General features: G+C 64.0%; 20 protein-coding genes. 9 read left to right on the forward strand and 11 right to left on the reverse strand.

Features of this window, described 5'->3' with window-relative positions; translation table 11 throughout:
• Positions 1-40: 40 nt before the first annotated feature.
• Positions 41-436, reverse strand: coding sequence for a YkgJ family cysteine cluster protein (locus CXP40_RS10765; protein ID WP_021487773.1), 396 nt, complete (start codon positions 434-436; stop codon positions 41-43).
• A gap of 230 nt (positions 437-666) precedes the next feature.
• On the opposite strand from CXP40_RS10765, the gene CXP40_RS10770 reads away from it, so the two are divergent.
• The 7 genes from CXP40_RS10770 to CXP40_RS10800 all read left to right on the forward strand — a co-directional run bounded on the left by CXP40_RS10770 (position 667) and on the right by CXP40_RS10800 (position 10,027).
• The gene (locus tag CXP40_RS10770; protein ID WP_106733702.1) at positions 667-4,278 is read left to right on the forward strand and encodes a DUF2339 domain-containing protein; all 3,612 of its coding nucleotides are present in this window, start codon (positions 667-669) and stop codon (positions 4,276-4,278) included.
• The gene (locus CXP40_RS10775) at positions 4,275-5,618 is read left to right on the forward strand and encodes a DUF3999 domain-containing protein (protein WP_106733703.1); all 1,344 of its coding nucleotides are present in this window, start codon (positions 4,275-4,277) and stop codon (positions 5,616-5,618) included. The genes CXP40_RS10770 and CXP40_RS10775 overlap by 4 nt, the downstream gene beginning before the upstream one ends.
• A gap of 187 nt (positions 5,619-5,805) precedes the next feature.
• Positions 5,806-7,506 (forward strand): histidine kinase N-terminal 7TM domain-containing protein, encoded by a 1,701-nt coding sequence (locus CXP40_RS10780; RefSeq protein WP_106733704.1) that lies wholly within the window; start codon positions 5,806-5,808, stop codon positions 7,504-7,506.
• A 35-nt stretch (positions 7,507-7,541) separates the two neighbouring features.
• Complete coding sequence (locus CXP40_RS10785) at positions 7,542-8,549, forward strand: class 1 fructose-bisphosphatase (RefSeq protein WP_099522821.1); 1,008 nt, start codon at positions 7,542-7,544, stop codon at positions 8,547-8,549.
• Positions 8,549-9,151: a DUF924 family protein gene (locus tag CXP40_RS10790; RefSeq protein ID WP_106733705.1), complete on the forward strand. Its 603-nt coding sequence runs from the start codon at positions 8,549-8,551 to the stop codon at positions 9,149-9,151. Before CXP40_RS10785 ends, CXP40_RS10790 begins: the two co-directional genes overlap by 1 nt.
• A gap of 69 nt (positions 9,152-9,220) precedes the next feature.
• A complete protein-coding gene (gene bamE, locus CXP40_RS10795) occupies positions 9,221-9,472 on the forward strand; it encodes an outer membrane protein assembly factor BamE (protein ID WP_106733706.1) in 252 nt (83 codons plus the stop codon).
• A gap of 12 nt (positions 9,473-9,484) precedes the next feature.
• Positions 9,485-10,027: a lipocalin family protein gene (locus CXP40_RS10800; protein WP_106733707.1), complete on the forward strand. Its 543-nt coding sequence runs from the start codon at positions 9,485-9,487 to the stop codon at positions 10,025-10,027.
• 136 nt (positions 10,028-10,163) lie between these two features.
• Here the strand turns inward: CXP40_RS10800 and CXP40_RS10805 are convergent, their stop codons facing one another.
• Entirely contained in the window at positions 10,164-10,601 is a 438-nt protein-coding gene (locus CXP40_RS10805; protein WP_106733708.1) for a hypothetical protein, read from the reverse strand.
• A gap of 78 nt (positions 10,602-10,679) precedes the next feature.
• Here CXP40_RS10805 and pip point away from each other — a divergent pair, with 78 nt between their 5' ends.
• Both pip and dtd read left to right on the forward strand, forming a co-directional pair.
• Complete coding sequence (gene pip / locus CXP40_RS10810; protein ID WP_106733709.1) at positions 10,680-11,651, forward strand: prolyl aminopeptidase; 972 nt, start codon at positions 10,680-10,682, stop codon at positions 11,649-11,651.
• Positions 11,648-12,085 (forward strand): D-aminoacyl-tRNA deacylase, encoded by a 438-nt coding sequence (dtd, locus tag CXP40_RS10815; protein ID WP_106733710.1) that lies wholly within the window; start codon positions 11,648-11,650, stop codon positions 12,083-12,085. Before pip ends, dtd begins: the two co-directional genes overlap by 4 nt.
• Before the next feature lie 92 nt (positions 12,086-12,177).
• Here dtd and CXP40_RS10820 read toward each other — a convergent pair whose 3' ends face one another.
• The 9 genes from CXP40_RS10820 to ubiE all read right to left on the reverse strand — a co-directional run bounded on the left by CXP40_RS10820 (position 12,178) and on the right by ubiE (position 18,053).
• Positions 12,178-12,888: a 16S rRNA (uracil(1498)-N(3))-methyltransferase gene (locus CXP40_RS10820; protein ID WP_106733711.1), complete on the reverse strand. Its 711-nt coding sequence runs from the start codon at positions 12,886-12,888 to the stop codon at positions 12,178-12,180.
• The gene (gene tatC / locus CXP40_RS10825; protein ID WP_099522812.1) at positions 12,885-13,685 is read right to left on the reverse strand and encodes a twin-arginine translocase subunit TatC; all 801 of its coding nucleotides are present in this window, start codon (positions 13,683-13,685) and stop codon (positions 12,885-12,887) included. Before tatC ends, CXP40_RS10820 begins: the two co-directional genes overlap by 4 nt.
• Positions 13,682-14,026, reverse strand: a complete 345-nt coding sequence (gene tatB / locus CXP40_RS10830) for a Sec-independent protein translocase protein TatB (RefSeq protein WP_099522811.1) — start codon at positions 14,024-14,026, stop codon at positions 13,682-13,684. The genes tatC and tatB overlap by 4 nt, the downstream gene beginning before the upstream one ends.
• Positions 14,027-14,029: 3 nt before the next feature.
• Positions 14,030-14,263, reverse strand: a complete 234-nt coding sequence (gene tatA, locus CXP40_RS10835) for a twin-arginine translocase TatA/TatE family subunit (protein WP_099522810.1) — start codon at positions 14,261-14,263, stop codon at positions 14,030-14,032.
• 22 nt (positions 14,264-14,285) lie between these two features.
• Positions 14,286-14,621 carry a phosphoribosyl-ATP diphosphatase gene (locus tag CXP40_RS10840; protein WP_106733712.1) on the reverse strand — a complete coding sequence of 112 codons (336 nt, stop codon included), beginning with the start codon at positions 14,619-14,621 and terminating at the stop codon, positions 14,286-14,288.
• Positions 14,614-15,012 (reverse strand): phosphoribosyl-AMP cyclohydrolase, encoded by a 399-nt coding sequence (gene hisI / locus CXP40_RS10845; RefSeq protein ID WP_099522808.1) that lies wholly within the window; start codon positions 15,010-15,012, stop codon positions 14,614-14,616. Before hisI ends, CXP40_RS10840 begins: the two co-directional genes overlap by 8 nt.
• Positions 15,013-15,082: 70 nt before the next feature.
• Positions 15,083-16,669 carry a ubiquinone biosynthesis regulatory protein kinase UbiB gene (gene ubiB, locus CXP40_RS10850; protein ID WP_106733713.1) on the reverse strand — a complete coding sequence of 529 codons (1,587 nt, stop codon included), beginning with the start codon at positions 16,667-16,669 and terminating at the stop codon, positions 15,083-15,085.
• Positions 16,666-17,283: an SCP2 domain-containing protein gene (locus CXP40_RS10855; protein WP_106733714.1), complete on the reverse strand. Its 618-nt coding sequence runs from the start codon at positions 17,281-17,283 to the stop codon at positions 16,666-16,668. Before CXP40_RS10855 ends, ubiB begins: the two co-directional genes overlap by 4 nt.
• Complete coding sequence (gene ubiE, locus CXP40_RS10860) at positions 17,283-18,053, reverse strand: bifunctional demethylmenaquinone methyltransferase/2-methoxy-6-polyprenyl-1,4-benzoquinol methylase UbiE (RefSeq protein ID WP_099522805.1); 771 nt, start codon at positions 18,051-18,053, stop codon at positions 17,283-17,285. Before ubiE ends, CXP40_RS10855 begins: the two co-directional genes overlap by 1 nt.
• Positions 18,054-18,195 lie beyond the last annotated feature (142 nt).

Consider the following 18,195-nt stretch of genomic DNA (forward strand, 5'->3'; position numbering starts at 1 on the left):
CAGGTTGTGCGCACCAGCGTCACTGCCCGCGCAGCAACCCTTATTTGGGCTTATACGCGCAATACCCCGGCCTTGGGCCGACCTTGGGGTGATGACGGCAGGTGTCCGGGCGTTTGTCGTAGACGGTGCACAGGCGTGTCTTGCGATCCAGGAACAGGCAGTCGTTGTTGGACATGCGGATCAGGGTGAAGATGCCCGACTTCTGGTTGAAGCGCTCGACGATGCCGTCTTTCTGCAGACGCTTGGCGATGTTCTTTGGTGGTTCGCTGCGCTCGAACTCGTCCACCAGTTCCAGGCGGATCAGGTCATTCAGGCGCACCTCAACCGGCATGGTGCAGCAGGTGGACATGCAGCTGTGGCACATGTCGGCGGTGTATTTGGCCCAGGTTTCCAGGCGGTCGATTTCTGCAGCGGCTATCAGGCGGGGCTTTATCATGGTTTTGGCTATCGTGCGGTCTGCGCCGCTGCTGTCACGGGGCGGCGATGATAGCGAGCGCGCAGCATTTGTGAAGCACCGGCTGGCGGCTGATCGCTTTGCGTTGTGCCTGTGAACGGTTTGGCAGTCGTCTCTCTGGGTGTTGGTTGGTGCGACTCCTTATACTGGTGCCCGTCTCGGGCACAGCAGGAGCGCGAGGCGACCTCTTTCTCAGGGTTGGGACATAACGCATGCAATGGATCTTCATGCTGGTCGGTTTGGTGCTCGGTGCGGGCGCCAGCGAGTCGGTCACGGGCGCGCTGCTTGGCGGGCTGATCGGCCTCAGCCTAGGCCAGATGCTGCGTCTGCAAGGGCTGGAAACGCGCAATGCGCAGCTGGCCGCGCAGCTCAAGGACTTCGCCGAGCGCTTCGATCACGGTACCCGCGCCATTCACGAACGCCTGGTCAAGGTCGAGCAGGGCGAGCGCAGTGAGGCGGAGACTGCCCCGATCCCCGTGCCTGCTGAACCGGTTGCCAGTGCTGCGCCTGAACCACTGCCGGAGCCGCTCTTTGCCGAAGAGCCGCAGCCGGAACCGGAGCTGGACTGGACGCTGGACCCGATGCCAGAAATCGAAAAGCCTCCTGTCGATGAGCCTGTGCCGCTGGCTGCCCAGGTCGTCCACGAGCCTCGACCGGCAGCGCAGCAAAGCCCCTGGCGCGAGCAAGCGCCGCGTGAACCGAACCTGATCGAGCGTGGCATCGCCGCGGCCAAGGCCTGGTTGTTCGGCGGCAACACCGTGCTGCGAGTCGGCGTGGTACTGCTGTTTCTCGGCCTGGCCTTCCTCCTGCGCTACGCCACCGAAGGCGTCGAGGTGCCGGTAGAGTTGCGTTACATGGGCGTCGCCGCCAGCGCTCTGGCGTTGCTTGGCCTGGGCTGGTGGCTGCGCCGACGCAATCGCAACTACGCCCTGGTGCTGCAGGGCACCGGCATCGCCGTGCTGTACCTGACAGTGTTCGCCGCGATGCGCCTGCATCCGCTGCTCGATCCGGGCATGGCGCTTGGCCTGCTGGTGGCGGTTACGCTGTTCTCGGCGATTCTCGCCGTGCAGCAGAATGCCCTCGGCCTGGCCGCTGCGGCGGCGCTGGGTGGCTTCGCCGCGCCGATTCTCACATCCACCGGCAGCGGCAACCATGTCGCGCTGTTCTCCTATTTCACCCTGCTCAACGCCGGCATCTTTGCCATCGCCTGGTTCAAGGCCTGGCGTCTGCTCAACCTGATCGGCTTCGTCGGCACCTTCGGCATCGGTTTCGCCTGGGGGCTGCGGTCCTATACGCCGGAACTGCTGTGGAGCACCGAGCCGTTCCTGCTGCTGTTCTTCCTGATGTACGTGGCCATCGGCCTGCTGTTCGCCCGCCGCACCCTGCGCGACGCGGCGGATGCGCCCGAGGCGCGTGACGAGCTGCTGCGCTGGTCACTGCGCCGTGGTGATTACGTCGATGCCACCACGCTGTTCGGCCCGCCTCTGGTCGGCTTCGGCCTGCAGGTGGCATTGGTACGACACATCGAGTTCGCCGCCGCTTTCAGTGCCCTCGGCCTGGGCCTGTTCTATCTGCTGCTGGCGCGTGTGCTCAAGGCGCGCGCTGGCGACCGTGCGCTGCTGCTGGTTGAAACCTGCCTGGCGCTTGGCGTGGTGTTCGCCAGCCTGGCCATTCCGCTCGGTCTCGATGCGCGCTGGACGGCGGCGGCTTGGGCCGTGGAGGGTGCTGGCATCTTCTGGCTGGGGCTGCGTCAGGGGCGACCGCTGGCGCGTGCGTTCGCACTGTTGTTGCAGGTGGGCGCGGCGCTGGCGTTCGTCAGTGGCCTGGATTTTGGCTACGACAGCCTGCTCGACGGTTCGCCACTGGGCGCACTGATGCTCGGTGCGGCGCTGCTGTTCAGTTACTGGCAATTGCGCCAGGCGCCGCAGTCTGCCAGCACTTGGGAAAGCCGCCTGCTGCCCTGGTTGGGTCTGGCCGGGCTGGCATTCATCTACCTGATTGCGCCGCTGCTGTTCGAGGCGCCCGGCACTGCCATCGCCTGGGCGCTGGGTGGGCTGGCGACCTTGTTCGTCGGCCTGCGTATCGCCGCGCCAAGTTTCGTTTACAGCGCTTTTGCCATCCAGTTGTTCGGCGGCCTGCTGTTCCTCGGCCAGATGGCGCTGGATTCGCTGTTGGGCAGTGGCAGCTTCAGCACGGGCTGGTTCGGCTTGCTGGCGGCGTCGATGGTTGGCTTGGGGCTGATCGCCGGCATGTTGCTGGCGGCGCGTGATCCACATATCCGCGAGAACCGCCGGCTGCTCGGCGCACTGTCGGCAATCATGCTGGTGGGCCTGGTGTTCATCAACCTGGCGGTGCTGTTCGTGTTGCCCTGGGTCGCAGCCGCGGCGGTTTGGGGCGGTACGGGGCTGCTGATTCTTTGGTTGGCGCTTTATCTGCAGCAGCGCGCGGCCTTCCTGTTCAGCCTGGTGTTGCAGGTATTCGCTGGCCTGGCGTTCCTTGCCGCCGGGCCGTTGCTGCTATCGGGTATCAGTGGCGAGGGCTTGTCGCCGCTGGCACACACCGCTTTCTGGACCCCAGCCGTACTCGGTCTGGCCGCGCAGATCGGTGCCTGGCGCCTGCACGGCCTGGCGCGCAGCGGACGGGAAACCGGGTTCGATGGTGTCAGTCTGCAGCGTCTGGGGCAGCTCTTGCTGGCCTGGGGCGCGGCCTGGTGGGCACTGGCTTTGGCCAGTGAGGTGATGCGCTTCGTCAGCGTTGAGCTGCAGGCCAGCGTGCTGCTGGTACTGGCCGCTGTGTCGAGCCTGGCCTGGATGCTGCTCGCGCTACGCACGGGCTGGCGCGACCTGGCCGTGCTGTGCAGCCTGCTGGCGCCGGTGGCAGGCCTGATTCTGGCCTATGCCTGGCATCCGCTGTATCACCCGGCGGCGAACTATGGCTGGCTGGGTTGGATCGCTGTGATAGCCGCGCATTTGTTGATGCTTAGGCGTTTGAGCGCGCTGCTACCGAACACCGCCAGCGTCGCTCATGTACTCGGCTGCTGGTTGTTGCTTGGCGTGCTGGCGTTGGAGCTACGTTATCTGCTGCTGAGTCTGTCCGAGCACTACAACGCCTGGCGCTGGTTGGGCTGGGCGTTGATACCTACCGCCTATCTGTGGGCCATGGCCCAGGCGCGTCGCCTGCCCTGGCCGGTGGCCAGTTTCGACCGTGAGTACCGGCTTTGGGCTGCGGCGCCGCTGGCAGCATTGATGCTTGCCTGGTTCTGGCTGGCCAATGCCAACAGCGCTGGCGACAGCGATCCGCTGCCTTACCTGCCGTTGCTCAACCCGCTGGAGCTGGGCCTGCTGTTGTGCCTGGGCGCGCTGTTCGTCTGGGCCCGCGATGCGCTACCGCGCTTCGGTCTGCAACCTGCGCGTGCGCAGCAAGTGGTGCAGGGCGTCGCTGGGCTGTCGTTGTTCGCTCTGCTGACCGTGATGGTGATGCGTACCGCGCACCAGTGGGGCGGCGTGCCCTGGCACAGCTCGGCACTGTACGACTCGATGCTGGTGCAGGCCGGCCTGTCCATCGTCTGGACCCTGATCGCCCTGGCGCTGATGCTGTTCGGCCACCTGCGTGCGCGTCGCGAACTGTGGCTGGTCGGCGCCGCGCTGATCGCGCTGGTGGTGGCCAAGTTGTTCTTCGTCGAACTGGGCAGCCGCGGCGGCCTGGAGCGTATCGTGTCGTTCATTGGCGTCGGGGTGCTGCTGTTGGTGGTGGGCTATTTCGCCCCGCTGCCGCCGCGCAAGGCCGAAGAGTCGGCTGCTGAGGAACAGGAGTCTGCCGTATGAACTTCATCCGTTGGGGCCTGCTCCTGGGCTTGTCGTTGAGTGCGCTCAGCCAGGCCAATGAGACACCTCAGGACTATCGGCACAGCGCTGCCCTGCAGCTCGCTGGTGAGGGCCCCTGGTATCGCCTGGAATTGCCCTTCGCCGCTCACTTCGCCGCCGGGCATGGCGATTTGCGCGATCTGCGCGTATTCGACAGCAACGGCCAGATGCAGGCCTACGCGTTGATTCCGGGGCGTAGCGAAACCGTGCAGCAGGAACAGGAGCATGGTGTGCGCTGGTTTCCGTTGCGAGGCCGCGCCGATGCCCAGGACATACCCGCGCTGCGCGTCGAGCGCAGCACCACTGGTACGTTGATCGAGCTGCGCGGCGATACGCCGGTCGAAAGCGAGCAGCAGCTTCGGGGTTGGTTGCTCGATGCCAGTACCATCGATGCGCCGCTGGTGCGTATGAATCTGGACTGGATCGGGGCCGAGGAAGGATTCCAGCGCTTCAGCATCGAGGCCAGTGATGACCTGCAGCACTGGCGCAGTTGGGGGGAAGGGCAGGTGGCGCGTCTGAGCTTCGCCGATGAGCGCATCGATCAGCGCCAGGTCGAGCTGCCTGGGCAGCGTGCCCGGTACCTGCGTCTGCTGTGGCGCAATCCTGCCCAGGCCCCGCAGCTGCAGGCCGTTACCCTGCGCAGTCAACGGCAGGCTCATCAGGCCGCGCCGCTGGTATGGTCCGAGCCCATGCCGGCGCAGACCCGCGCTGAGGGGCAGTACCAGTGGCAGCTGCCCTTGTCATTGCCTCTGGAGCGACTGCGGATCGAACTGCAACAGAGCAATACGCTGGCGCCACTGCGCTTCGAGGCGCGCAGCAGTGATCAGGGCGCCTGGCGTCAGCTGACAAGCGGGGTACTCTATCGTCTGCCTGAGGCAGGGCGTGAAGTGGTTAACGATGAGTTGAGTCTGCCCGGTTGGCCGGTGCGCCAGCTGCGTGTGCAGGTGGATGCCCGCGGCGGCGGCTTGGGTGTGGATACGCCACGCTTGCAGGTCGCGCTGCGTGCCACGCAACTGGTGTTTCTCGCCCGTGGCGAGCCGCCTTATCGGCTGGCGTTGGGTAGCTCGAGCGCGCAGTCGGCAGCCTTGCCACTGCACACTCTGATCCCTGGTTATCAGACGGAGCGACTGGCCAGCCTTGGCCGTGCCGAGTTGACCGAGGCGTTTGCCTCTGCGCTCGAGCCACAAGCCGGCTCCGGCCAGGACTGGCAGCGTTGGGGACTCTGGGCTGTACTGTTAGTGGGCGTTGGGTTGCTGGCCGCGATGGCCGCCAGTGTGCTGCGCCGCCCGCCGGACGTCTGAGAGGCATGGACCAATAAAGCCCAGCTGCGGCAGGGCTTTTGCAGTATCTTAGGCACCCCGCGCCAATCCAGCATTGAAGGTCAGGAAGGCCCTTGCGTATTTCGATTCGCGTCATCGCCCAGTCGTCCTGTATCGCGTGTGTACGTGATTCAAGTGCTGCCTCGCCGGGAATACGGAGGCGTCGCTGATGCAGGCCTGCATGGCTTCCGGCTGGAGTTTCTCGGCACCGGTATTGGTGACGCTGCTGGTGTGCCTCGGCGTGATCCTGCTGGCGCACTGGGTGACCCGCCAGCGCGACTTTCCCGGACGTGAGAGTTTCATCCTGCTGCATCTGGCCAGCCTCTGGTGGATGGTTACTGCAGCGCTGGAAATGACCTTCCTCAGCGCCGACTGCAAGATGTTCTGGGCCAGCATGGCCTGGCCCGGCATCGTTTCCACGCCCACCTTCTGGGCCGTCTTCCTCTGGCAATACGTCAATAGCATGCGCGCGCCTCTGGCACGTAGCAGCATCCTCGGCTTGAGTCTGGTACCGCTGCTGGTCTGGGGGCTGGCGCTGAGTAACCCCTGGCATGGTCTGTTCTACGGGGCAGGCAGTGCGCCGGTCGACGCCAGCCTGGGTGCGCCGGTGCGCTACGAGCATGGTCCGTTGTTCTACGCTACGGCCGTCTATGTCTATCTGTTCATGGCCTTCTGCATGGGGGTGGTGACACGTGCGGCGGCATTGAGCCAGGGGCTGCATCGCCGCCACTATCTGGCCTTCGTGCTGGTCACCGCGGTGCCGTGGGTGGCCAACGTCGGTTATGTGGGGTTCGGCTTGACCCTGTTCGGCTTCGACCCGACGCCCTTCAGTTTCGCGTTCACCCTGATCGCTTTTTCCTGGCTGATCGTCGGGGTACGCCTGTTCGACCTGTTGCCGGTGGCCCGCCATCTGCTGCTCGAAGCCTTGCTCGATCCGGTGCTGGTGATCGACCCGCGTGGACGTGTGATCGAGGCCAACCCGGCAGCGCTGAAACTGGCAGGCCTGCAATCGGGATGGCAAGGCACCGAGTTGGCGCAATGGCCGGTGTTCGGCGCCGATCTGCAGCAGTTGCTGCAAGAACACAACGGTCCCGAGCAGGATCTGCCGCTGACGCTGACCAGTGCCGCGCGCTACTACGAGGTGCGCGTGCGCGCCATCCAGCGCGCCACCCGGCACGGCCCGACCCTGCTCGGCCATATGCTCTACATCCGTGACGTGACCCAGCGTCACCTCAGTGAGCTAAAGCTGGCCGAAGCCCTGGCGCTGAGCGAGGAGCGCCTGCGCACCATCTCCAGCCTGCATGAACAACTGCGCGAACAGGCCCTGTGTGATCCACTGACGGGGTTGTACAACCGGCGTTACCTGGATGAGTTCTTCGAACGCGAACTGGCCAGGGTGCAGCGCGAGAACCTGCCATTGGCGCTGGCCCTGATCGATCTCGATCACTTCAAACGCCTCAACGACGAGTGCGGCCACTTGGTCGGCGACGACGTACTCAAGGCAGTCGCCCAGCACCTGCTGGACAACCTGCGCAGCACTGATGCGGTGTTTCGTATCGGTGGCGAGGAGTTTTTGCTGATCCTGCCGGGCGCCGATCCACGTGAGGCCAGTGAACGCCTGCAAAGCATCTGCACGCAACTGGCCGCTCAGGATGTCGCGACCCGTGGTGGTGACCAGCATGTGACGCTGTCAGCCGGCCTGGCCCATTGGCCTGAGCAGGGGCAGGCACTCGACGAGCTGCTGCAGGCTGCCGACGCCGCGCTTTATCAGGCCAAACGCGACGGACGCAACCGCGTCTGCGACCTTTTGCCCGGCGCGGATCTCAGCCATCCATCCCGGCAGGCAGCATTGTGCGGCGACTCGGGTTAAACTGCGCGCGATTTTTCCCCTTTCCGGAGCCGTCCATGTCCCGCGTCACCCTGAGCCGCTACCTGATCGAGCAGACTCGCAGCCATAACACCCCGGCCGACCTGCGTTTCCTTATCGAAGTCGTGGCGCGGGCCTGCAAGGCGATCAGCCATCAGGTGTCCAAGGGCGCCCTCGGCGGCGTGCTGGGCAGCCTGGACAGCGAGAACGTGCAGGGCGAAGTGCAGAAGAAGCTCGACGTGATTTCCAACGAGATTCTGCTCGAAGCCAACGAGTGGGGCGGCCACCTGGCCGGTATGGCGTCCGAGGAAATGGACAACGCCTACCAGATTCCCGGCAAGTACCCGAAAGGTGCCTACCTGCTGGTATTCGACCCGCTGGACGGCTCCAGCAACATCGACGTCAACGTGTCGGTCGGCACCATCTTCTCCGTGCTGCGTTGCCCTGAGCGCAATGGCCAGACCGGCGACCTGGGCGAGGAAGCCTTCCTCCAGCCGGGCACTCAGCAGGTTGCGGCCGGCTACGCCATCTATGGTCCGCAGACCATGCTGATGCTGACCCTCGGCGACGGCGTGAAGGGCTTCACCCTGGATCGTGAACTCGGCAGCTTCGTGCTCACCCACGACAACATCAAGGTGCCGGAGTCGACCAAGGAATTCGCCATCAACATGTCCAACCAGCGCCACTGGGAAGCCCCGGTGCAGCGTTACGTTTCCGAGCTGCTGGCCGGTGAAACCGGGCCACTGGGGCGTAACTACAACATGCGCTGGATCGCCTCGATGGTGGCCGATGTGCATCGCATCCTCACCCGTGGTGGTGTGTTCATGTACCCGCGCGATGCTCGCGAGCCGGACAAGCCGGGCAAGCTGCGCCTGATGTACGAGGCCAACCCGATGTCGATGATCATCGAGCAGGCTGGCGGCGCTGCAACCGATGGTAGCCAGCGCATTCTCGATATTCAGCCCACTTCCCTGCACCAGCGTGTGCCGGTGTACCTTGGCTCCAAGGAAGAAGTGCTGCGCATCACCGCCTACCATCGCAGCTGATGCAGGCCTGGCAGCCGCTGCTCGACTGGTGGTTCGGTGCCGATCACGGCACGGCCACCGAGGTGGCTGCGGCGCGCCAGGCGTTGTGGTTCGGCAAGCGTGACAGCCAGGACCGTGAAGCCGAGGTGCGCTTCGGCGCGTTGGTCGAGCAGTCACTGGTTGGCGAGCTGCAAGGCTGGGCGGACGATCCGCAGGGCTGGCTGGCGCAGCTGATCCTGCTCGATCAACTGCCGCGCATGATCTTTCGCGACACACCACGCGCATTTGCGGGAGACCAACGGGCTCGCCCGCTGCTGCGCGATGGTCTGGAGCGCGGCTGGGACCGCCGGCTGACGCCGATACAGCGTGTCTTTGCCTATCTGGTCTTCGAGCATGCCGAAGATCTGCCGTTGCAGAACCGTGCGGTTGAACTGTTTGCTGATCTGCTCAGCGAAGCAGCTGCCAATGAGCGGCCATTGTTCGCCAACTTCCTCGATTACGCCGAGCGCCATCAGCGGGTGATCGCTCGCTTCGGTCGTTTTCCCCATCGCAATGCGATTCTCGGTCGCGCATCCAGCGACGAAGAGCTGGCCTTCCTGCGGGAACCCGGCTCGCGTTTCTGAACTCCAAGCGGGCAAGTCGTCGCCGGCTATGCCAAGCTTGCTGGCACCTTCCCATCAGGAGCTTCATCCATGTCGATGCGTATCGTCGCGTTGCTCGCCTGCTGCCTGCTCGCCGCTTGCGGCAAGGTCAATCAGGAAAACTACTCCAAGCTCAAGGCCGGTATGAGCAAGCAGGAGGTGGAAAGCCTGCTCGGCGCGCCGGGCGAATGTGCCGGTGCGTTGGGGATGACCAGTTGCACCTGGGGCGACGACAAGGCCTATATCAGCGTCCAGTACGCCGGGGACAAGGTCATGCTGTTCTCCGGCAAGGGACTCAAGTAAACAGGAGCCTCCATGCGTTCGATCCTAATTGCCAGCGCCATTCTCGCCCTCGCCGGCTGTGCCAACTCGGGTACCGGCAGCATTCAGAAGCCGCCACCACAGACCATGCAGGTCGACCTGCAGCGCTACCAGGGCACCTGGTACGAGCTGGCGCGCCTGCCGATGTTCTTCCAGCGCAACTGCGCGCAGTCCGAAGCACACTACGGTTTGCGTGACGACGGGCGCATCGACGTCACCAACCGCTGCCGTGACAAGGACGGTGAATGGATCGAGGCCAAGGGCGTCGCCGAGCCGCAGGTCGAAGGGAAGACCGACAAGCTCTGGGTGCGCTTCGATAACTGGGCCAGCAAGATCCTGCCGATCAAGGGCGATTACTGGGTGATCTACCACGACGAGGATTATCGTGTAGCGCTGGTCGGCCACCCGAAGCACAAGTATCTGTGGCTGCTGTCACGCACCCCGGAGATCGATCAGGAAACCCGCGACAAGCTGCTCAGCGTCGCGCGTGAGCAGGGTTACGTGACCTCGGATCTGATCTGGCGCCAGCCCGATTGATGCAGCTGTAGCCTTGCATCGACCGCGTAACTGGGTGCGTTAGGCCTGCCCCCTGCAGGAGCGAGCTTGCTCGCGATCAACATCGAGGGACCGCCGGCAAGCCGGCTCCTACGTAGGCGGGGGCCAGGCTACGCTTTCACTCCCAGTCCAGTCGCGCGAGTTTCCACTCGTTGCCGTCGAGCCACCATTCCAGCTTCACCGAGTAGTGCCGCGCGCTGTCGGGAATCAACCCTTCGGCGCCGCTAAGACCCACCTGCGCTTCGGTATAGCCCTTGCTGCTGATTGCCGAGTCGATCCAGCTGTTCTTGCCCAGTGCGATGACCTTGATGTTCTTGTGGCGCAGGAACAACAGGGTCATGGTGCGTTTGGCCCATTCACGGTCCAGCTCCTGGCGGGCCAGGAAATCATCATGTAGCAGGTCCAGCACCGCACTGGTGCTCTTGGCCTCGATATTGTCCTGCAACTGCTGTACGGCCGCCTCCAGCGCTGCCTGCGGGTCGTCACGACCACCGCAGCCGGTGAGCAGAAGGGTGAAGGACATAAACAGCGACCAAGCCAGATGACGCATCGACATGCTGAACTTCCTTTTCATGGTTATGATGCCGGGCAGAGTGGAACACGGCAGTTGTAGCCCAGCCAACAGGAGCCAACCATGCAGACTTTGTATCCGGAGATCAAACCCTACGCCCGCCATGAGCTGGCGGTCGAGCAACCGCACGTGCTTTACGTCGACGAGAGCGGCTCTGCGGATGGGTTGCCGGTACTGTTCATCCATGGTGGCCCTGGCGCCGGCTGCGATGCGGCCAGCCGCCGCTACTTCGATCCTGCCCTGTATCGCATCGTCACTTTCGACCAGCGTGGCTGCGGCCGCTCCACGCCGCACGCGAGCCTGGAGAACAACACCACCCAGGCGTTGATCGCCGATATCGAGCGTATTCGCGAGCATCTGGGCATCGACAAGTTCGTGCTGTTCGGCGGCTCCTGGGGTTCCACCCTGGCGCTGGCGTATGCGCAGACGCATCCGCAGCGTGTGCATGGGCTGGTCCTGCGCGGCATCTTCCTGTGCCGGCCGCAGGAGCTCAGCTGGTTCTATCAGGAGGGCGCCAGCCGCCTGTTCCCTGATTATTGGGAAGATTATGTGGCGCCCATCCCGGCGGAGGAGCGTGGCGACCTGATGCAGGCCTTCTACAAGCGCCTGACCGGTGCCGACCAGATCGCCCAGATGCATGCGGCCAAGGCCTGGTCCACCTGGGAGGGGCGTACCGCCACCCTGCGTCCCAACAGCCAGGTGGTCGATCGATTCAGTGATGCCCATCGCGCACTGTCCATCGCCCGCATCGAATGCCACTACTTCGTCAACGACGCCTTTCTCGAACCCAACCAGTTGCTCCGCGACATGCCGAAGATCGCCCACCTGCCGGGCATCATTGTGCATGGCCGATACGACGTCATCTGCCCGCTGGATAATGCCTGGGCGCTGCATCAGGCATGGCCCAACAGCGAGCTGCAGATCATCCGCGATGCGGGGCACTCGGCGGCTGAGCCCGGCATTACCGATGCACTGGTGCGCGCCGCGGATGAGCTGTCGCGACGCCTGCTCGACCTGCCGCCGGAGGATGCGTGAAGCTGCTGATCCAGCGCGTCACTGAGGCGCGGGTGGATGTGGAAGGGGAAGTGGTCGGGCGCATCGGTCAGGGCCTGCTGGCGCTGGTCGGTATCGAACCGCAGGACGATCAGGCCACTCTGTCGCGCGCGCTGCACAAGCTGCTGAACTACCGCGTGTTCAGTGATGAAGCGGGCAAGATGAATCGTTCGCTGACGGATATGCAGGGCGGCCTGTTGCTGGTCTCGCAGTTCACATTGGCGGCTGACACCAAGAGCGGTATGCGCCCCAGCTTCTCCAGCGCTGCGCCGCCTTCGCAAGGTGCTGCTCTGTTCGACGGCTTGGTCGAAATGGCCAAGGCCCGGCACCCGCAGGTCGCCACCGGGCGCTTCGGCGCCAATATGCAGGTGCATCTGGTCAACGATGGGCCGGTGACCTTCTTGCTCGAGGTATAGCGGTAGCTTGTGGGAGCGAGCTCTGCTCGCGAATGCTGGCGACTCGAACGCTTCGCGAGCAGAGCTCGCTCCTACAGGTTGATCGTTCGTGTCTAGAACAACCTGGCCAGCAACGCCGGCACGGCCGTCTCCACCCGCAAGATTCGCTCGCCGAGCTGCACCGGCTGCAGGCCTGCGGCTTCACGCAGCAGCTCGACTTCGTAGGGAATCCAGCCACCTTCCGGGCCAATGGCCAGGGTCACTGGTTCCTGTACTGCACGCGGGCAGGATGGGTAATCACCGGGATGGCCGGTCAGGCCGAGCGTGCCGGCTGCCAACGTCGGCAGGCGATCCTCGACGAAGGGTTTGAAGCGTTTCTCGATGCTCACCTCGGGCAGTACAGTGTCACGCGCCTGTTCCAGGCCCAGGATCAGCTGTTCGCGAATGGCCTCTGCCTCGAGAAATGGCGTCTGCCAGAAGCTCTTTTCCACGCGATAGCTGTTGACCAGCACCAGGCGCGGCACGCCCATGGCGCTGACGGTTTGCAGCACGCGCTTTAGCATCTTCGGGCGGGGCAGGGCGAGGATCAGCGTCAGCGGCAGCTTGGCCGGTGGTGGCTGGTCGAGGTTGACCTGCAGTTCGGCATGCTCGGCATCCAGAGCGATCAGTCGACCTTCGCCCATCAAGCCGTCAAGGCGACCGACGCGCAGGCGGTCACCGGTTTCGGCGCGATTTACTTCATGTAGGTGCTTCAGGCGCCTACCCGTGAGACGTACCCGGTCGCCGTCGACGAAGTCGGCGTCTTCCAGCAGCAGCAGATTCACGGCAGTGGTGCGGGTGGTTGGTCTTCGGGCTCAGCCTCGGCTTCTTCCTCGGTCTGTTCCTCGTCGCGCTTGCGCTTGACCATGGCGCCAGCCAGCACGCCGGCCTCGAACAGCAGCCACATAGGTACTGCCAGTAGCGTCTGCGAGAACACGTCCGGCGGCGTCAGCACCATGCCGACCACGAAGCAGCCAACGATCACGTAGGGGCGGCTCTTGCGCAGCGTGGCGACGTCTACCAGCCCGACCCAGATCACCAGAAATGTAGCGATGGGGATCTCGAAGGCCACGCCGAAGGCGAAGAACAGCGTCAGGACGAAATCCAGGTACTGGCCTATGTCGGTCATCATCGCCACACCTTCCGGCGTCACGCTGGCGAAGAAGCCGAACATGATCGGGAACACCACGAAGTAGGCGAAGGCCATGCCGGCATAGAACAGGAAAATACTGGAGACCAGTAGTGGTACCGCGATACGCCTTTCGTGGGTATACAGCCCTGGCGCGATGAAGCCCCAGATCTGGTGCAGGATCACCGGCATGCCGAGAAACAACGCACACATCAGCGTCAGCTTGAACGGCGTGAGAAACGGCGAGGCGACGCCCGTGGCGATCATCGTCGCGCCTTCCGGCAGGTAAGCGCGCAGCGGCGCTGCTACCAGAGCGTAGATATCCTGAGCGAAGTAGAACAGGCCGGCGAAGATCAGCAGGATGATCACTACACAGCGCAACAGGCGAGTACGCAGCTCGGCCAGGTGCGAGACCAGGGGCATTTCCTGGTCGGCTTGTGGATTATTGCTCATGGCTGGGGATTCTTGTCCTGAACGCTCTGGGCCGTTTCGGTGGTCGCTTTGGCGCTGTTCTCGGCTGGCGGGCTGTTACTGCTGCCGGTGCCGAGAATGTCCTGCTTCATCGCCTTCATCTCGCGCTCCAGTTCGAGAATCCGCTCGTTGTGCAACTGGCGACGAATTTCATCAGCGCCGATCTCGCGCTCCACCTCGGCCTTGATCGAGTTGAAGCTGCGCTTGATCCGTCCGATCCACAGGCTGGCCGTCCGCACTGCACCGGGCAGGCGCTCAGGGCCGAGCACCACCAGAGCCACCAGGCCGACCAGTAATAGCTCGGTAAAACCGATGTCGAACATGGCTTAGTCTTTCTTCGCCGGCTCTTCGACCTTGCGTGCCTGGGCATCGATGGTCTGGCCCTTGGGCTCTTCCACGGCGGGCTTTTCAGCTTCGCTGCTATCCATCGATTTACGGAAGCCCTTGATCGCATCGCCCAGATCCGAGCCCAGGCCTTTCAGGCGCTTGGTACCGAAAAGCATGACCACGATGAGCAGGATGATCAGGAGTTGCCAGATGCTGATACCGCCGAAACCCATGATGAGTTCTCCGTTGTGAAAGTTATTCGGATTGCGGTCGCGCGGCTTTTTCCGCGTGGCCGGAGAGGCCGAAACGGCGATCCAGTTCATCCAGCACGGCCTGAGGATGCTGGCCGAGGGCGGCGAGCATGACCAGGCTGTGGAACCACAGATCGGCGGTTTCGTAGATCAGGTCCTTGCAGTCACCGCTGGTGGCGGCGTCCTTGGCGGCGAGGATGGTTTCCACCGATTCCTCACCGACCTTTTCCAGAATCTTGTTCAGGCCCTTGTGATAAAGGCTGGCAACGTAGGAGCTATCGGCCGCTGCGCTCTTGCGCGCTTCCAATACCTCGGCCAGGCGGCTCAGGGTGTCACTCATGGCTGTGTCCTGCATAGATGGCGTGCGGGTCTTTCAGCACGGCGTCGACGGTTTTCCAGTCGCCATTCTCGTACACGCGATAGAAGCAGCTCTCGCGACCGGTGTGGCAGGCGATGCCGCCCAGTTGCTCGACCATCAGCACGATGACGTCGGCGTCGCAATCCAGGCGCAGTTCGTGCAGCTTCTGCACATGGCCGGACTCTTCACCCTTGCGCCACAGCTTGCCACGTGAGCGCGACCAGTAGATGGCGCGGTTCTCTGCAGCGGTGAGAGCGAGGGATTCGCGGTTCATCCAGGCCATCATCAGGATGCGGCCACTTTGGTAATCCTGAGCTATCGCTGGCACCAGACCGTCTTCGTTCCAGTGGATTTCGTCGAGCCAATCTTTCATCGGTGTTCCAAGTCTGCCGGGCCCTTGGGCCCGTGAATTCACCAAGTGTGCCAGCGCCGCGGCCAACTGGCTATCGGCGCAGCACCAGATAGAGTCCGCCACCGACCATCAGCCAGGCTGGCCAGGCGGCCAGCAGCGGTGCCAGGCCTTGAATGGTACCGGCAGCGATCAGTGCGGCGCCGAGCAGGCTTAGCGGCCATCGGTCGCTGCTGGGGTGCTGCTCTTCCCGTTGCTGCGAGCGCTGCAGGCGCTCCAGGGTGTCGCGGGCGATCTGCGACAGGTGCGGCACCTGCTCGGCCTGTTGCTGCAGATTACGCAGCAGGTGCAGCGGGCTGATGCGTTCGCGCATCCAGCGCTCGAGATAGGGCTGGGCGGTGCTCCACAGGTCCAGGTCCGGATACAGCTGGCGGCCGAGGCCTTCGATGTTGAGCAGGGTCTTTTGCAGTAGCACCAGCTGCGGCTGCACTTCCATGTTGAAGCGCCGCGCGGTCTGGAACAGGCGCAGCAGCAACTGGCCGAAGGAGATGTCTTTCAGCGGCCGTTCGAAGATCGGCTCGCAGACGGTGCGGATGGCAGCCTCGAACTCGTTGACCTTGGTCTCCGCCGGCACCCAGCCGGAGTCGATATGCAGCTGCGCGACCTTGCGGTAGTCACGCTTGAAGAAAGCCAGCAGGTTGCGCGCCAGGTAGTCCTGGTCCTCGTCGGTAAGGCTGCCGACGATGCCGCAGTCGATGGCAATGTACTGCGGGCTCCAGGGCGTGCGCGTGCTGACGAAGATGTTGCCGGGGTGCATGTCGGCGTGGAAGAAGCTGTCGCGGAATACCTGGGTGAAGAAGATCTCCACGCCGCGCTCGGCCAGGAGCTTCATGTCGGTGCGCTGGTCGGCCAGGGTTGCCAGATCAGTGACCGGGATGCCGTAGATGCGCTCCATCACCAGCACCTGTGGACGGCACAGGTCCCAGTACACCTGCGGTACGTATAGCAGCGGCGAACCATCGAAATTGCGTCGCAGCTGGCTGGCGTTGGCCGCTTCGCGCAGCAGGTCGAGCTCGTCGAAGATGGTCTTCTCGTAGTCGCTGACCACTTCCACCGGGCGCAGGCGGCGGGCATCGGCCGAGGCTTTTTCGGCAATGCGGGCGATCAGGAACAGCCAGGCCAGATCCTGGCGGATCACCGGCTTGAGGCCCGGGCGTACGACCTTGACCACCACTTCTTCGCCGGTCTTGAGCTGCGCGGCATGCACCTGCGCGACCGAGGCAGAGGCCAGCGGCTGGCTGTCGAAGCGGGCGAACAGTTCGCTTACCGGTGCGCCGAGCTGACGCTCGATCAGGGCGATGGCCTGAGCTTCGGGGAACGGCGGTACCTGATCCTGCAGACGCGCCAGTTCGTCGGCGATGTCTGGCGGCATCAGGTCGCGGCGAGTGGACAGCAGTTGGCCGAACTTGATGAAGATAGGTCCTAGGTCTTCGAGCGCCAGGCGCAGGCGTGCGCCGCGCGACAGTTGCGACGGTTTGCGCGGCAGCCAGCGCCACGGTAGCAGCCAGGACAGTGCGCGCAGCCAGAATGGCAGCGGCAGTTCGAGGAGAAGGTCGTCCAGTTGATAGCGGATGACCACGCGCTGGATACGCAGCAGACGGCGAACGGCAAGCAGCTTCATGCGTCGGACTTATTGGCAGAAGTGAGGCGCTCGATGCGTGCTTCCAGGCGGTCGAGGGCGAGTTTGAGATGGTCCAGCTCGGCAAAGCGCACATCGGCTTCGCGCTGGCCCACCAGCGTGCGTGACTCTTCGGCCAGGTAGTCGGCCAGGTCCTGCTTGAGGCTGGCAGCGCCGTTGCTGGCCAGGTTAACCCGGCTGCGCAGATGGCCGGCGAGCAGGGTAGTGGCCACCGGGCCGAGCCAGCGGGAGAGTTCGTATTCCCAGTCCAGCTCCAGATCCTGGAGGATGCCGGCCAGTTGCAGCAGCACCGCGCTGTCGCCATCGAGCGAGACTTCCGGTCGGTGCAGCACGGCGGTCTTGTCGCGGCTCAGTGCCAGGCGCGCCAGGCTGGCGGCGGGTGCGATGAGCGTGCAGTCGGGCGGTGCATGCCATTGCGACGCCAGTTGCAGGCCGTCGCCGCTGGGCAGGATGAACAGCTCCAGGGCGGGACTCTGGCAGTGCACGGCGATGACCTTGCCGCTCAGCGCCTGCAGGCGCGGCAAGGCCGTGCCATCGAGGCCGAGAACCCGGTTGAGGCCCGTTTCGACGCCGGCCAGCAGCCCGGTTAGCAGCATCAGGGCTTGATGCCTCGGTGCAGGGCGACGATGCCGCCGGTCATGTTGTGGTAGGTGACGCGTTCGAAGCCGGCATCGACCATCATCGCCTTGAGGGTTTCCTGATCCGGGTGCATGCGGATCGACTCGGCGAGGTAGCGGTAGCTTTCCGAATCATTGGTGATCAGCTTGCCAGCCAGCGGCATGAAGCTGAACGAATAGGTGTCGTAGACCTTGGCCAGCAGCGGGTTGCCGGGTTTGGAGAACTCCAGTACCAGCAGGCGGCCACCGGGTTTGAGCACGCGCAGCATGGAGGCGATGGCCGCATCCTTGTGGGTGACGTTGCGCAGGCCGAAGGCGATGGTGACCACGTCGAAGTGATTGTCGGGGAACGGCAGCTTCTCGGCATCGGCCTGAACGAACTGCACGTTGCCGGCCACGCCCTTGTCCAGCAGGCGGTCGCGACCGACCTTGAGCATGGAGTCGTTGATGTCGGCCAGCACCACTTCACCGGTCGGGCCGACGATGCTGGCGAACTTGCGGGTCAGATCACCGGTGCCGCCGGCGATGTCCAGCACACGGTTACCGGGACGTACGCCGGACAGCTCGATGGTGAAACGCTTCCACAGGCGGTGCAGGCCGCCGGACAGCACGTCGTTCATCAGATCGTACTTGGCCGCCACCGAGTGGAAGACTTCAGCCACCTTTTCCGCTTTCTGGCTTTCCGGTACGTCCTGGAAACCGAAGTGGGTGGTGGGTTCCTGCTCCTGGGCCTTGCGTGGATCGCTCATGTCGCTCTCACCGGGTAGAAAACCGCACCATTCTAAAGGCGCCTGGCGCCTTTGTCTTGCCTGGGTGCCCGCTTGCCCGATGGGCTGGTAGAGTGATGTGACCTCATGCCGCAGCCACGCGGCACGCTGCCAGTTCAAGGAG

Source organism: Pseudomonas sp. YY-1 (assembly GCF_002843095.1).
Lineage (GTDB): Bacteria > Pseudomonadota > Gammaproteobacteria > Pseudomonadales > Pseudomonadaceae > Aquipseudomonas > Aquipseudomonas sediminis_A.